This is a genomic window from Weissella thailandensis (genome assembly GCF_005405465.1).
In the GTDB taxonomy this organism is placed as follows: Bacteria; Bacillota; Bacilli; order Lactobacillales; family Lactobacillaceae; genus Weissella; species Weissella thailandensis.
In genome coordinates this window covers 39,834-56,202 of sequence record NZ_BJEC01000010.1, presented here as the reverse complement: position 1 = coordinate 56,202, position 16,369 = coordinate 39,834, and the positions used below count along the sequence as shown (strand labels likewise).

The window sequence follows — 16,369 nt, the reverse complement described above, 5'->3', positions numbered from 1 at the left end:
ATAACTCACCAATCCTTTCGAATTAACGTGCGTTTAATTGATTTTTTTGTTACCACAAATCGTTGGTAATCGGCATGATCTAGCTTCATCAACGTTACGGTTGTTCGATCAGCATCACAAACCAAGTAATTAACCCTCGACATTAGCACTCTATCCGCACTTATTTTGATATCTTTACCCACTGTAAAAATATCATTCACTCTTAGTTGTCGGTATTTTTGTTGACTAATAATCCGTCTACTCAAAAATCCGATTGACCATAGTGTACCACCAACCAGTGCTGATTGTTCAAATTGTTCGGTTAATTTTATTTTTATTTTTTTGTCGTCTTTCTGCATAGAACCCCCACTTACTTTTAGTATAGCATAAAATATGTTATGCTTGGAGAAATCCATACAGATGACTGTTATTCTATAGTAAAAAAACAACTTTCTACTATATAAGTGGAAAGTTGTTTTTTATCAAGAGATTAGTATTCTGCCTAGTTTAGTTTTTAATTTGTAAATATACCTTGTGATAATCCTTCGCGCGGTTTGTTACACTTTCGAAATCGCCTATTGATGCGGCTCCTGTCAAATCATTGCCTGCTCCAACTGCTACAACGCCTAAATCAAACCATTCGTGCATATTGTCTAAGTTAACGCCACCTGTTGGCATGACATTAACAAATGGGAGCGGTGCTTTTATTGCCTTAACAAAATTCTTACCAACAGAACTACCGGGAAAGACTTTCACGATATCAGCACCATAACGCAATGCCGTTTTAATTTCGTTAATCGTCATACAACCTGGTAAATACGGTATCTGATATTCATTACATATAAAAGCAGTCTCACGATCAAATGCCGGGCTAACGATAAACTTCGCACCAGCCATAATAGCTACTCTAGCAGTAATAGCATCAAGCACTGTTCCCGCACCAACAATAACTTCTGGGTCATCGCTAAATTCAGCATTAATTTGTTTAATTAATTCATCCGCTGATGGTGCAGTAAAAGTCAGCTCAATGGCTTTAACACCACCTTTAATACAAGCTAATGCCGTTTTATAAGCCATTTCTTTTGTTTCACCACGCACGACTGATATAACACCAGCATTCCCCAAACGTGATAATGTATCAACTTTTTGCATACTATCCCCCCTTTGGCTAGTCTTTACTATTCCATATTACTGTGAGTTGCTTTAGCTGAATCATTAGAAATATTATCTCGGCGACTAACCATTAAGCACAAAACATCTAACGTAATGTGAACGCTTTGATCAAATAATGTACTTAATAGCTGAATAGATTTCAGACCATCACCTGTTTTGGTTGCACCAGGAACAACAATTGTTGCATCCCCAATCTGTCCCAAAGGTGATTGCTGGTCACTTGTTACTGATATTAAAGTAGCGCCAGTTTCCTTAGCTTTCTTACTTGGATTTAAAACACTGCCAGTTTTCCCAGATCCTGAAACTGAGACTAGCACATCGCCCGCCTGAATTGATGGTGTAATTGTTTCACCGATAACAAAGACAGTATATCCAATATGCATAAGACGCATCGCAAAACCTTTTGCCATCAATCCTGAGCGTCCAGCTCCTAAAATAAAGATACGCTTATCTTTATCAATCAATTTTTCCGCTTGTTCTAATTGATTTTCATCAACTAGTGACATAACTTCATTAACTTCACTAACTACTTCTTCAATCAACTTCATTTGATTGCCTCCATAAATTTTTGTGCTGCACTAACAGGATCAGATGTACCAGTGATTTTACCGCCAACAATAATAATATCTGCAATACCTTGTTCAGCAATTTTCTTGGCTTGTTCAATATCAATACCACCAGCAACGGCTAGACGGCTAATTTGTGAATGTTCATTATGAAATTGCTTAATCGTATCTACTGCATCAAATGATTCAACAGAATCTTTCGAATGGTGCAATCCAAAAATAGCATTCGGTAGCGCTGGCATTTGATTTAATTTATCATCAGAAATTTCCATCAAATCTATAAAAATATCTTTTTTTACATCTTGTGCAATCTGATAAGTTTGTTTTAAAGTGCCGTTTGATGAACTACCCATAACGGTTAGAATGTCAGCTGAAGTTTCAAATCCCTTATTAAATTCATACTCTCCTTCATCAATTGTCTTTAAATCAATGAGAAGTTCTGAACTATCAAGATGAAAATCTGCTTGCTTAAGTGCTTCTAGACCATAATCTTTTACAATAGAAGTCCCCAACTCAATAATATCTACCTTACCATCTAGACTACGCGCAATTTCTATCGCTCTATCTAATGACACCCTATCAATTGCTACTTGTAATTTCATTACTCCTCGGACACTCCTTCTTTAATATAAAACTCTTTTAATTCAGTTGGTGTTGGGTAACCATCATTATCACCAAGTGTTTGTACTTGTAATGCACCAACCGCATTACCACGCAATACAGCCGACTTTAATGATTTTCCTTCTAATAGCGCAGTAATTACACCTAATGCAAATCCGTCACCTGCACCAACAGTATCAACGACCTTTTCAACTTTAAATCCACTAACAGTATAGCTTTCACCATCCTGCGCCTTCACATATGCACCAGATGGACCAATTTTAACAATAACTGTCTTAGTACGTTCACCCTTTAGATAGAAATCAGCAATTTTTTCAGGATCATCTGAACCCATCAGAATTTTACCTTCTTCCATACCAGGCAATACAATATCTGCCATACCAGCCAGTTCGTTAATTGTTGAAATCATCTTTTCTTTAGATGACCACAATGTTGGGCGTAAATTAGGATCAAAAGTCGTTAGTATGTTTTTATCAATTAGTCGCTTGAACAATGTGCGAAAAGTATTTTCAGCAACATCTGAAATTGCTGGAAAAATTCCCGACATATGAGCAATTTTTACATCAGATAAATCAACTTGTTCAATCACTTCATCTGTTAAGTGGCATGCAGCTGAGTCTTTACGATAATTAAACGTTGCTGGATCACCCTGTGTTACTAATTGCTTCAACTGATGGCCCGTAAAATGATCAGCATCCTCGGAAATATAAGTTGTACCAACATTATGACTTAAAATTGTTTTCTTCACAAATTGTCCAAATGGATCCGCACCCACTTGTGAGACATATTCTGAACTATGACCTAAACGTGAAACACCAATTGCGACATTTAATTCTGCACCACCCATAATTTTATGAAAGTTAATTGCGTCAGCTAATGAAATATCAGCATCCTTTGACGCAAATGTCACTAACGGTTCACCAATTGTAATAAATTCACTCATCTTTTTTCCCTCTTTTTCTCTCTAATTAGCCAAAGAATACGTATACAAGTACTTCATTGATAATTGAAACTAACCACATCACTGGAACACCATACTTCAAGAAGTCTTTTGACTTAACCTTCATGTAGTCTAATCCCCAAACATTCCATGATTGTGTGATATCTGTTGAAACAGCCATCAAAGTTGGTACATATAACAATGGAAGCAGGAATGCATCACTGAACAATCCGGTACCAGTCAAAACAGCCGCTGTTGCAGCACCAGCTCCCCAAACATGTAATGGACCACGGAACAAAGCTAACGGTGCTAATACACCAAGTGCAATTGCCAAAATTAAATGACTATGCGGCAATATTGCGTTAAATAGTGGTTCGAAGTGTTGTGCATTTAATGTTGCAGCACCACTGAACATGATTAATGCCATCAAGAAAATAATCAATCCTGAAATGTCACTAATTGCTTGTGCGACAGTACTATTGATGAAGTTTACTGTTTCCTTGTAGCTCTTCATCTTACCGGTTAAAATCATGGCAACAATGACAGAAAGTACAAGTGATGGAATTGCATCCCACTTGAATAACATATTCATTGCAACTGGAATAATCGGTACAATGTAGGCAATATAAGGTACTTTCTTAGTCTCTTGACCATCATCGCCAAAACTAGCACCTATCACTTTCAAATTTTCTTCTGCGTTTTGTGGCTTAAACTTCTTACTCATCACGATTAAGAAGATAATCACAATAGCTAACTGAACTAAAGCCGCAGTCCAACCAAATTGCAGATACTTACCTCCATAAACTGCATCTGGAAAGAATGCTTTAATTTGATTGTACAAAACAACGTTGACATACATCGGTGCTCCAATAGCCAATGAAAAAGCTATTAAAGCAATTTCACGTGGCACACCAACAGACAATAGAATTGGTAGTAAAATAACACCAATTGCGATAACCGATCCAACACCGTAGGCACTAACAAAGATAAAGGCCGTTACGATGATAACCAAAATTGCGGCAATCAATGGTCTCTTTTTTCCGACCTTGTTAGTTGCTTCCGATATCGCTGGTGCAATGCCACTTTCAACCAATACTCTTCCAAACCATGAACCAAACACAATATAGATAATTGTTGGCCCATAGTTTAATGCTGGTTCAGCAAAAACTTTTTGAATTGCTGTATTGAAAGGTACTAGCCCAATAATTGACCATAGGATAGCCATTACGAAGAAGCCAATTACTAAATTTCCACCTTTTAAAATGTAGAAAATAAAGATGGCAAATGAAATCAATAATAGTATTGAAATAATTGTCGAACTCATATTAATCACCTATCTCGGCTTTCAATAAGTTAATTTGTTGTTTAATCTGCTCGTCTGAATCCATTGGATACTCCAATGCAAACGAAACTTCACGCGGTAAATGCGTTAAAATATCACGCCAATCATAAACGCCTTCATCTAAATCATCTGATGTACTTAATTCACCATTTACATTAATTGTGTTCTTCAAATGGATATAATTTGTCGACTCACGCAACGCATCTGCACTAGCGATAGCATCCCCATGAGTAAATGCCCAATTACCAAGGTCATACACATAACCTATTCCAGGATATCCAGCTTCATGAGCTGCCTCCAAAAATGTTTTAATCGGCGCAACTTTACCACTCAGAATTGTCTGATCATTTTCGACGTTCATTTCAATTTGATCTAGTGGTAATTCACTAAATGCTGATTGTAAATCACCATCAAATTTATCAAAATGCCCAGTGTTAAACTTAATTTTTGATATTCCCAGAATTTTACCTTCTTCAAAGTAGTTCATTAATTTTGGATTAATCGAACCATCTTCTGAAAAGACTACATCTGGCACACTGTAGTTGACGATTAAGCCAGCTTCTTTAGCTGTTTGTCCAACCTGTGCAAATTCCCTATCCAAATCTTTAAAATATTCGCGACGAACTTCAATACCATCAGCCCCCAATGCTTTGACACGACTAACTAGTTGCGCTTGGTTTGTTCCTTGCTTAACGTCTTTCTCAAAAATCCATGTATTTAAAATTACTGTCATAATAGCCCCCATTTTTTGTATCTAAATATTTATTTACCCTCTTTTATCAACATCAACACAAATACTTCACACCATAGGATCGCCCTCTCTTTTTGGTTTAACGTTTGCCTTACAAGCACTATGGTAAACGTTACACCTAAAAATTGCAAGCGCTTCAAATATGCTATTTAAAAGCAATTTTTATTAAATAATTGAAAAAATATGTATTTTTGGTTTAACGTTTGCCTAAAACGACCTAATTGTTCAAAAATAAAATTATCATTTTCAATACTTTTATTTATTAAATTAATTCTGGTTATTTTTTTCTTTTTCCTCAATTGCTATAAATTGTGATATGTTTATATCATTAAAATCCTTTTTTAACCTATTTTTAAATTGGTTTATAATTAGGATTAATGAGACTAATGGAGGGAACTATGGTCGACGAAAAAAGAAAAAGAAAAGCTAACATGAAAGATGTCGCTCACTTGGCCGGCGTTTCTACAACTACTATTTCGCGTTATTTAAATGGCAATCTTAAAAAGATGTCTGAACAGACTGCGAATAATATAAAAAATGCAATTGAGAAATTGCACTACATTCCCAATGCTGCTGCAAGACAAATGGTCACTAACTCAAGCAAATTAATTGCTGTATTAGTTTCTAATATTGACGATTACTTCTCTACAGAGTTATTCAAAGGTGCCAGTTCATTTCTAGAATCAAAAGGATATATGGCTGTACTTTTTGATAGTAATGCTAGCATAGAAAAAGAGCGTGAAATCATTAAAACAACAAGTACATACAACTTTGATGGCATCATTTTTCAGCCAAACGACAGTGATATGTCGCATATTTTTGCAGATGTTAATGCAGACACCCCAGTCGTAATTGTTGACCGTAATATTGACACATCAATCTGGCCACAAGTCTTAACTGACAATTATGAGAGTGCTAAAAATGCAACTCTTCTATTTAAAAATGCTGGTTATTCACGTGTCATTATTCTAACGTCACCAATTGACAGTGTTTCAACTAGACGAGATCGTTTTTTAGGTATCCAATCAATCATTTCTAACGTTGAAATTGTTGAAATTCCTGAAGAAAATTACAACAAAAAGAAAATTTATAATAACATCAAAAATCTTTTAACAAACAGCAATGAAAAAACTTTGATTTTTTCACTAAAGGAACGCTGGTTCTTAGAGTTTGTATCATTATTAACCTTCGATGGGCTCATTGATAATGACAATGTTGCTGTAACAGGATTTGCGGACACTAAGACTGCACATGCGATTAACCCAGACTCAAAATTAATCACACAAAATCCATTTCTAATGGGCAGTATTTCAGCAGAATTAATGTTAAAACAATTGAATAAAGAACCCATTGATACACAAAAAATTGTTGTACCAGCCAAAATTTTATAATGGCCTAAAAAAATACTACTTTCATTTCATGAATTGAGGTACACGCCTCAAGCTGAAAATGAGTAGTATTTTAGTATCCACTATTAAAATTTGTTGTCTCTTAAGATAATTTCAGGAAGTATAATATTCAATTTATTTTACCATTCCTTTACCTTAACAAGTCTTTTTCAATTATCCTGATCACCTGCTGAACCGCTTCATCCCATAAGCGCCATTCGTGACCACCAGCAGCTTGCACAAATTTATGTTGCAGCCCTTGCTGTTCAATCTGATTATTCAGTATCACATTCATATCATAAAAAGGATCCTTATCACCACAGAATTGCCAAATGAAAGGTACTTGTTCTGGCTGCTGCTGAGTAATCAGATATGCAATATCATTAATAGAATGCCGAACCTGGTCTGGTGAACCAAATAAACTACGGTACCAAGCATCGCGTTCTGGATTTTCACGCCATTTTCGTTCAACATCAGGCATTGCTGACATTGGAAAGATGCCTTGAAATTGGCCAGGATGAGTTAACCCCGTCTTTAAGGCACCAAAGCCACCCATCGACGTACCCGCGATGAATGTCCGTTCACGTTTACTTGATAAATGAAACCACGACCGACAGCGTTGCAAGACTTCCTTGCTGATATACTCAAAATACTGGCTTTCACCCGCCCGGCTCATATAATAGCTACGATCCACGCGTGGCATAATAATCGTGATATCTGTTTGGCTAGCATAATCTGTCAGACGCGACTGATTTAACCAGGCATTCTCATCTTCCCCCATACCATGTAGCAACAATAATATCTTACCGAATTCGGTTGGATGTTCCGGCAACACGACATTGATACTGGTATTCATTTTTAGCTTTTCCGAATAAAACGACATGCGACTAACTGCCATAATATATCCCCCTATTGTTCCCCTCAAATCACTTTGTCTATATAACCATTTATACCATTTTTTATCCCTAACTTTCTAAAAAAGCAACCGAATTCTACAAGAACTCGGTTGCTTAATAGTTTACTTTTTGTGTGTAAAGTCACTACTCAAATAATGCTCACCAGCACTTAAGTCGTACTGGACTAGTTTTAAGTCGTGTAATAATTCTTTTTGCTTCGATGTTAAGTCTTTTGTTTTTAACTCTTTACCATTGTTATCTACAAAAGTATCACGTGCATAATTAGCAAATACCGGCAATTTATCAACCACCTTTGTTTGTAAGGCAAAGAAAGGTGTCACCTTACTATTCGTTGCTTGCAATAATAGTGATGGGAAATCGCTTGGTGATGCGTATGGACGCTGATCACGACGTAACGTTGATTGCTTACTATTGTCACGCGCTGCTTTATTTTGATAAATAAAATAATCAGTTTCATGACTTTTTTTCATCTGCGTCTCTTGGTCAATAAACGTAAATACAACTGGCCAATGATCGCCATAGAAGACTAACGTTACTGGACGATCCATGTTCTCAACCTTATCAATCAGCTTTTTGGTTGCCATATCGGTTTCATGAACCCCAGTAATATATGTTTCCACTTGGTCTTTTGTATTTTGTGAAACTGCGGGTTCCAATACCTTGTACGGACTACCAGGATATTCATTCGCCTTATACATCAAATGATTTTGCATCGTCATTAACTGCAAAAATTGTGATTTTTTACTTTGCGTATCGTCAATTTTATCCAATAAGAAGCGGTAAGCATTCTTATCAGCTGGGTAATCCGTTTTCGACGATAACTTACCTGTATACTTATCCGGATACTTATTCTTCAAACCATCGGTTGTATAGAATTTCTGAATACCGATATCCTTATAAGCATCACGACGGTTATAAAACATACCTGGATATGGATGGAGGACTTCACGTTGATCAAATAAGTTCGGCAACGTTGGTACCTCATTCGCATATGGTACTAATTGCGTATAAGGCACAACCATTTCTGGCGCAAAGGTCGCCAAAGGAAAACCAGCAATCGTCATATATTCAATGTTTGCCGTTCCGCCACCATAACCAGAAGATAACATGGTACCAGATAAGACAGCATCTTGTTTAATTTGATTGATATTCTTATAGACGTCGGGACCTTCATACTTTAATTTTGGTACTTCATTCGGGTTCGTTAGTGATTCACTTAAAATGGAAATAACAGTCTGCCCTTTGAGGTTATCTTGACGTGTTTTATTCAACTCACTAGCATAATTCGTATATTTCTTCTGCAACCGCGCCATCTCTTTGGCCGAATAATCATCAGGCTCACGCATAATCACACTGGAAGTATTTGAAACAAACGTCATGATTGGTCCATTAATCATTGCATCATCAACCATAATGTTGTTTTGTCGCTGATAACCAAAATGGTAGAGAATTGCCTTATTTTGATCAGCATTTACCACAAATGGTGTTGCTAATAAACCAAAAGAAATCAATAGTACACCTAGTCTACTACCGGATTGAAGAAACATCATATTACGTACAGATTCTGCAAACACACCTGCCCGCTTACGACGCATATATAACTCAATTAGTACCGCACCAACCAGTAAAACGGCAATAGCAATAATTGCGCCAATCAATAATCCCTTATCGATCATCTTCGTTAAACCACTAACAGCCGTTAACTCAGCCATATCGCTAAGGATGATGGGTTCATTACGCGTACTCATTTTCATATATTCAGCAACAACCGCGATAATTGCTAATATAGAATAAATAGCGGTTCCAATAAATAGTCTGTTTACTAGCACAACGATGAAAATGAATAACAGTAAACACGCTAACACTGAGTAGACCATTTGCGATCGTGTTAAGAATTCCAAAACATAATGTACGACGACATTCATATCAGTCGATTGCGCACCGCGACGTCCCCAAACTTGAAAATGCATTGCGAATTGCAAAAGCACTGTTGTAAAAAAACTGAAAATCAAGCCAACAGTTAATAGCTTCATGACGCTATTAAAAGACGGTCCCACAAACTTTGTTCTACTTAAAAACTTTTTCATCTTACTCCACTCTTAACACCAACAATTTAATCATATGTATTCTCTAAAAAAGAGCCAGATAAAACTCTAGCCCCTTTGCCTAACTATTATTGTAACATTTTATTAAACAACGTAACCTAATAATCATTACCTATTCGATTAGAACAAGCGTTCTTCTTTCACATAGTTAATCGGTAACCACTCCAATACTCGTTCAATCTGCCTGTCCCAATAATACCATTCATGACGACCTGGTGCTGTTTCATAGGTCACATCATATGACAGTTGCTTTAACTTCGTAACCGCCGTATCGTTAATCTGCTTAAATTCGTCCTGCCCACCTACCCAGTCATACAGTTTGGGCCGATTTTGGCAGTCTTCCGCCAATGTTAAAATATCATTTTCAGAACCACTAAATTGGTCCAAGTCGCCAAAGCTAGCTTGAAAGCACCATAGCCACCCATCGACAACCCAACTACAAAGTTCTTTGATCGTTTCGTCGATAATTGTGGGAAAAAGCTGGCTACTTTATCAGGTAATTCCTTAACAATGGCATCAAAATAATTTAACCCATACTTAGTATTGGTATACCATGCTAAATCTGTCGAAGGCATCACGATTGCTATTGGTGTTTGTCTTACCAATCGTTCAATATCAGTGCGGCGTTGCCAAGTCGTTTGATTATTAGACATTCCGTGTAACAAATATAATACAGGTACATCTTGCAACGTTTCAGCTGTCCAAGTTGGATTGTGATCGGATAATTCAGGTAAGATGACATTCATCGTACGATCCATACCCAAAACCTGTGAATAATAGTCAACTTCTAAATGAGCCATAATCTCCCCTCCCTAGTACCAGCTTTTTAAAATAAATTATATAAATTTATTTATTTGAAAATTTGAATGATAACTTAGCATCAGGATCAATACTGTGAGCAAGTTCCCGATAGAACTCTTTAGCCGACTGTTTTAACAAACCATCGTATTCCTCTACGTATTTCTGCTTTGATTTATCATTCAATACTTTATTAATCATATCAGTTTCACTAATATCTGACGTGAATGAGCTAAAGACACCGTTATGTTCATCTAATAATTTAAAATTAGGATTATTATAGCCAATAAAGATAAATTTAGGGACTGTAATGACATATGAGTCTTTACCATTTGAAGTGATATCAACGTCTTTACCATTGATACCTAATTTCGCATCAAAAGTGGCTTGCATGAATTTCTTCCTGTTGGTTCCCACAATATTTTTACCAAACAATTGCGATGACTTTTCCTCATTAAATACCTCAGACATACCTAAATTAACAAGCACAATTTGTTTTTCTTTAGTTAATGATTTAATGGTCAAGGTTTCTTGGTCTTTTTTGACTGTTTGAGCCACTGGCGTGTGTGAATGACTTTTGTGCTTGTTTATTTGCCAAGCCACAGCACCAAACACCACAACACCAATGACTACCCCAGCCACAAGCCAGAGAAATTCATGTTTAATTCTTTTCCATAATGTGTACGTATGTTTCATGTTATCTCATCCATTCAATATTACTGATTTAATTATATACGTAAATATGTGTTAAGTCAGTATGTTTAATCTAAATTAGTATTCCATATTTTGTCACAACCATTCTATTTTACACAGAATCAATCAAAAAAAACTTGTGAATCTGACGAAACTGTCAGATTCACAAGCCATAATTCGCAAACTCTGCGTGTCTATTTTACGATTTTTATCACCCTTAACGCAAAATATAATATTTAACATAATCAATCAGATAATCTTATTGCAAAAAAATTAAAACTTATATAAAATCAATATTTTTCCCAAAACTGATACAATTCATCAGTTTTTATTAAAATGAAGCCCTTTAAAAAGTCTGCATTAAAATCTTCGTTAGTTATAAAATCATCAATCCGTATTCTGAATTTATTTACGTTACTTAAGTTAACAGAATCATGCTTTAAGTCTTTAATAGACAGTACAACTCCACCTAGAATTTCTTCATTTGAATTTCTAATGCTTAAATCATCCTTAATTAATAGGTAATTAATCATTGCCAGTTGTAACGGCACACTTTTACCATTTAATTCAGCATGATCAAAAATATCCATATTTAAGTCGACCATTGTAACTTTATCAGAGGGCAATTGCAAATTAGGTAAAAATGTAACACCTACGTTAGAAGTTCCCATAACTAAAACATTCTCTTTTGATAAACTGTAGTCTTTCAGTGACGATAACACATCATTCATCAAGTTAATTTTTCGAATATTCGCCGTATAGTGTAAATCTCCCTTATCAAACCACGCTTGACCGTCTACTACAGGATCTGCCGCTAATATTTTATAATTATTTAGGCCACCATTTATCAAAGCACCTGTCGCACCCCTGGATGTTCCATACATAACAATTCTACTAGAATCAACTAAATACTTATCTGCTATTAGTTCTACCAACTCGCTAATTTGTTTTTCATAATCTGGAAAATTTTCTGTATTAGTATAAAAGGAGCCAGCAACAAGATTCATATCACCAATCTCTAAAATATAAGTATTTTTGGCTATACTATCTTTTAATGTAGTAAAGTCAGCTTTAAAATTTCTTTTGAAAATCGAAGTTGACTTTTGATCTGAGAATCCCAAAAACCTCACTAATAGTCTATTTGGACCGTATGTTCTTTTATCCTTTGGAGGAATAATTCGATAATGTAAATCCAAATACTTTGGATACACTCCTACCAAATTTTTTCTTTTAATAAAGCGAAATAAGTTGCCGATATTGCCATGTAATACATAATCTTGCTTTATAATTTTTTTGACTTGTTCATAAGCTTTTTTATTTTCTCTAAAAGCCCTTAAGTCTGTATGTTTACTAGGAACATCTAATAAAACAACATTAGCATCTATTTGCGCACTAATCTTATCATCAGCAGTAATTTTCTTCACAGTTGGTCCTAAATCCCATGTTGCAGCGATTTCCTCTACTTGCGTTTGAACATCGCTATAATAATTTTGATTATAAAAATAGTACCAATGTTTCCCATTACTAAAATTTTGCTCGGCAAAACTATGTTTCTTATCAAAATTCACACGTCGACAGCCTTCATTTTTATATATCAAATTATCAATTTTGGCCCATGCATTATTGTATCTATCTATTGTATCTATTGAAAATTTGTAAAAATCATGATTATATTTTTTCTGAGATAACCCATTAATTGACATTTTCTCAGGAAATCTAGCATTATTAAAAATGACATGTGTTTTTGGAGATAAAGAGTTCACATTCCTGAGAAATAGTTTTACATGATACTGTAAATTTTTATAAAAATTCTTATCGTTAAACGTTTCTCGTACTGCTTCGCTTGGAAAAGTCTTGTTAAGACGAATATTTCGGGTCACATAAGTACCATCCGACAGTACCAAATTTCCAAAGTATATATCAGAAAATAGATCCATCAATAATATATCTGGTTGAAAACTTTTCAGTTTTTCCCAGAATCCATTATTTTCAAAGTTCCAATTTAAAAATTCTTTATATTCTGGCGAAATATTACTTTTATCCGCAAATTTTTTTATGGAAGCATAACTAGACATTAAATGCCCAATTGTATAAAACTCTTTCACTTTTTTTACTATATGCTCTCCACCATAAGTATCATTTATTTTTTTATTAAAAACATATGTGGTTGCAGGTGAACCCATAGATAATATCTTCATTATTTTTTACTCCACATTGTATACATATATTCGTTAGAAACTTTTTTTATAAAGTCATATATGTTCTTAGAATATTCTTGTACATCCGATCCAAAAATAGAATTAATATTATTTTCAGTAGCTTTGTCAATTTCAAAATTTTTATCCAAATAATAAGAAACCTTATTAACAACTTGATCACTTGATTGATAGGATTCTCCGATTGGTAAATTATCTAAGTCCACTAATGAACCGACCTTTTTTAAATACCTTGACTTGTCAAATTGATAAAAAATCACAGGTTTTCTTTGTACAGCAAAATCCCATACAACTGATGAATAATCAGAAATTAATAATGATGCCCCTCTCAACAAATCTCCTAAGTCATAATTATCACTAGATAAAATATGAATCCTTGAATTACTAGAATTTAAATTATGTGTAAGTCGTTGCATAAATGGATGCAAATAAACATAAAACTCGGTGTCATGCTCATTCAAAATATCATTCAATTTCTTATTTTCCAGTAACTCATTAATCTTTTGATAGTACTCACTTTTCACAAATTCTTCATCTGTTGCCTTATTTAGCCATTGTCGCCAGGTAGGAACATAAATAATTTTGTTATTAAATTGCTGTTCAACTAAAGTATTTTCTCCAAACAAATCCCAACGGGAAAATCCTAGAATTGGTAATTGTTCATACGAATACCCCATACTTTGATGCACAACCTCTTGTTCTAAGGTATTAGTTACAACAAAGTAATCAATCATTCCTGAAGCTACGTTCCAAGGCTTATTACTAGCATGGCTTTTCATTGCTGTTACACCATGCTGTAGCATAATAAATGGCTTTTTCATGATCACTTCTTTATAAAAAGGTGATGCATTGCGTCTATTCACATCACCAACCAAATGAAGAGGGCTATCACTAGATACAAGCATGTGTGCTTTAGTAACCATTTCATAATACTTCTGTGTACCTGTATACAAAACTCTGTTAGGATACTTAACGAGTTTATCCGCTTGAGGGCTATCTTTTCTAATTACATAATACATTTCATTATCTGGATCATGTTTTTGAACCCACTCGAATAGAGCAAAAGCATTATCTTGTGCAAAATTTGTTTCTTTTTCAAAAATTATAAATGTACCAGGAGTAAAATGTATCTTATTTTCTTTAAAAAGATTTGTATACCGCTTTTCTAGGTGTATATTGTGTTTATTATCAATATCAACAAGATTATCTGCAATTAAGCTTAATGTATTACCCTCAACAGATGGAAAAATAGTCCTTCCATTATCTTTGTACATAACTCTTCCCTGGGATAATTCTTTTTTTAAATCTGAAGAAGGCATATTGACCTTGATATCAAAAATTTTGTCGTTAATTTTAAGTTTTAAAGCAATCCTATAATACCCATACTCATCATGTGAAATTAAATTTCCTATATCAGAAGTAACTTTTATATTTTGTTTATCAAAGTCTAAATCAATAATATCAAGTTTATGATGTTCATTAATGAAAGCAGTTTTGTACAAATAAATATCTAGAATCTGTATCTTATTCATCCATGGCAACAGCTTCAAATTAAAAAATAAATTAATTACTAATTTTTTATGCACCTGACTAATATGATCAACAGTTAGCGATAAAGGTAATTTTCTCTCTTTTCTATCCAAAGCAAATTTAGACTTATTATGAACAGAAATTACGCCATTATCATTAATAAAGAAGCGACTAGCCATATTGTTTTCTGTCACATTGAAATCAACTGCATTATAGTACCTCAAGTAGCCCGGGTGATTTTTTAAGTCTCCGATACGAAAATAAGTAAGATTAAACAACGAGTGTCTATCAGAATAAATTCCCAGTAATTTTAATTTTGATTCATAGTCTTTAAAAGAATCTAGCGCATCATGTAAGTATAAGTAAATATCTTCTTGAACTTGATTATACGGAATCCCAACAAACTGACTCTTATTCGTATCAACTAAAAATAATTTATTAAACTTTTGATTATTATTCTTTAACCTTAATTTATAACTATAATTATCAATCTGATGTAACCCTGCCACATCCATAACGTTAATATTACCGTTCATTTGAGGCAAATAATGTCTGGCATATGGATTATTATGGTAGTCCATTTTTTGTAAATCAAGCGCATGAGCTTTCTTAACAGAAATAGATACTAACGCCAATCTATTGTGAATAGTGTAATAAAAATAGTTAGCAAATCCAAGATTCTCACCAATTTCAATATACCTTGACGATTTATTAAGCTCCGTTTTCATCTTAGGAGCATAGAGTCTGTAAAAAATATCCGCTTGCTTCAAGAAAAGATAGTATTTAACATCCTTATCCAAAGTAATATTGCGTACATCAATAATTAAGTGATGATTCTTAAACATTACAGGCAAATAAAAGCTATCTAACAATGCTTGATTCGTTTTCTCCTGTTTCCTTACCCAAATCTCTGGACTACTAATTTCTATTTTTTTAGGTAGACGTAAATCTAATAAACCGTTTTCAAATTTTTTCTCAAGTACAACTATATCCCTTTCACTTTTTGATATAGAAGGACGTTTGCTCTGTATAAAAAACTTTTTATCATTGGAAAATTTCCATTTACTAGCCTGATTGCCAACTATAGCACGGTCTACATCATCGCTAAACACAGATTGATATTCATTACCATTGCTGTCAATAAGTAAAAAACTGTACATACCATAATCTGGCAACTCATTCAAGGGGAATAATGTAATTTGACCAGAACTTGTTTTTCTTAAAGGAACAAAATACTTGTCCCCCATTTTATTGATTGCATATACTTGTTCTACAAAAATATCTTCAGAAAATTGTAAATAAATTTCCTCTGCTGAAAATAAGAATTTTTCTATTCTAATCATTCTATTT

At 34.3% G+C, this 16,369-nt stretch carries 13 protein-coding genes and 1 pseudogene; 1 reads left to right on the top strand and 13 read right to left on the bottom strand.

What is annotated here, in order from left to right:
• Positions 1–5: 5 nt before the first annotated feature.
• The 7 genes from FFM62_RS05885 to FFM62_RS05855 all read right to left on the bottom strand — a co-directional run bounded on the left by FFM62_RS05885 (position 6) and on the right by FFM62_RS05855 (position 5,354).
• On the bottom strand, positions 6–338 hold the full coding sequence (locus FFM62_RS05885; RefSeq protein ID WP_075269440.1) for a hypothetical protein: 333 nt from the start codon (positions 336–338) through the stop codon (positions 6–8).
• Between the two features lie 148 nt (positions 339–486).
• Positions 487–1,131 carry a bifunctional 4-hydroxy-2-oxoglutarate aldolase/2-dehydro-3-deoxy-phosphogluconate aldolase gene (locus FFM62_RS05880; RefSeq protein WP_075269439.1) on the bottom strand — a complete coding sequence of 215 codons (645 nt, stop codon included), beginning with the start codon at positions 1,129–1,131 and terminating at the stop codon, positions 487–489.
• Between the two features lie 26 nt (positions 1,132–1,157).
• The gene (hxlB, locus tag FFM62_RS05875) at positions 1,158–1,700 is read right to left on the bottom strand and encodes a 6-phospho-3-hexuloisomerase (protein WP_075269438.1); all 543 of its coding nucleotides are present in this window, start codon (positions 1,698–1,700) and stop codon (positions 1,158–1,160) included.
• Positions 1,697–2,320 (bottom strand): orotidine 5'-phosphate decarboxylase / HUMPS family protein, encoded by a 624-nt coding sequence (locus FFM62_RS05870; RefSeq protein ID WP_075269437.1) that lies wholly within the window; start codon positions 2,318–2,320, stop codon positions 1,697–1,699. The genes hxlB and FFM62_RS05870 overlap by 4 nt, the downstream gene beginning before the upstream one ends.
• Positions 2,320–3,282 carry a sugar kinase gene (locus FFM62_RS05865; protein WP_075269436.1) on the bottom strand — a complete coding sequence of 321 codons (963 nt, stop codon included), beginning with the start codon at positions 3,280–3,282 and terminating at the stop codon, positions 2,320–2,322. Before FFM62_RS05865 ends, FFM62_RS05870 begins: the two co-directional genes overlap by 1 nt.
• A gap of 25 nt (positions 3,283–3,307) precedes the next feature.
• Positions 3,308–4,603: a transporter permease gene (locus tag FFM62_RS05860; RefSeq protein WP_075269435.1), complete on the bottom strand. Its 1,296-nt coding sequence runs from the start codon at positions 4,601–4,603 to the stop codon at positions 3,308–3,310.
• Between the two features lies 1 nt (position 4,604).
• On the bottom strand, positions 4,605–5,354 hold the full coding sequence (locus FFM62_RS05855) for a sugar phosphate isomerase/epimerase family protein (protein WP_075269434.1): 750 nt from the start codon (positions 5,352–5,354) through the stop codon (positions 4,605–4,607).
• Positions 5,355–5,770: 416 nt separating this feature from the next.
• Between FFM62_RS05855 and FFM62_RS05850 the strand changes: the two genes are divergently transcribed.
• Entirely contained in the window at positions 5,771–6,763 is a 993-nt protein-coding gene (locus FFM62_RS05850; protein ID WP_115471252.1) for a LacI family DNA-binding transcriptional regulator, read from the top strand.
• A 148-nt stretch (positions 6,764–6,911) separates the two neighbouring features.
• Here the strand turns inward: FFM62_RS05850 and FFM62_RS05845 are convergent, their stop codons facing one another.
• The 6 genes and pseudogenes from FFM62_RS05845 to FFM62_RS05820 all read right to left on the bottom strand — a co-directional run bounded on the left by FFM62_RS05845 (position 6,912) and on the right by FFM62_RS05820 (position 16,362).
• Positions 6,912–7,658 (bottom strand): alpha/beta hydrolase, encoded by a 747-nt coding sequence (locus FFM62_RS05845; RefSeq protein WP_115471251.1) that lies wholly within the window; start codon positions 7,656–7,658, stop codon positions 6,912–6,914.
• A gap of 120 nt (positions 7,659–7,778) precedes the next feature.
• Complete coding sequence (locus FFM62_RS05840) at positions 7,779–9,764, bottom strand: LTA synthase family protein (protein ID WP_115471250.1); 1,986 nt, start codon at positions 9,762–9,764, stop codon at positions 7,779–7,781.
• Between the two features lie 138 nt (positions 9,765–9,902).
• Positions 9,903–10,582, bottom strand: a pseudogene (locus FFM62_RS05835) (alpha/beta hydrolase).
• 46 nt (positions 10,583–10,628) lie between these two features.
• Positions 10,629–11,276 carry a hypothetical protein gene (locus tag FFM62_RS05830; RefSeq protein WP_083603424.1) on the bottom strand — a complete coding sequence of 216 codons (648 nt, stop codon included), beginning with the start codon at positions 11,274–11,276 and terminating at the stop codon, positions 10,629–10,631.
• 287 nt (positions 11,277–11,563) lie between these two features.
• A complete protein-coding gene (locus FFM62_RS05825; protein WP_075269430.1) occupies positions 11,564–13,471 on the bottom strand; it encodes an XcbB/CpsF family capsular polysaccharide biosynthesis protein in 1,908 nt (635 codons plus the stop codon).
• Complete coding sequence (locus tag FFM62_RS05820; RefSeq protein WP_075269429.1) at positions 13,471–16,362, bottom strand: CDP-glycerol glycerophosphotransferase family protein; 2,892 nt, start codon at positions 16,360–16,362, stop codon at positions 13,471–13,473. Before FFM62_RS05820 ends, FFM62_RS05825 begins: the two co-directional genes overlap by 1 nt.
• Positions 16,363–16,369 lie beyond the last annotated feature (7 nt).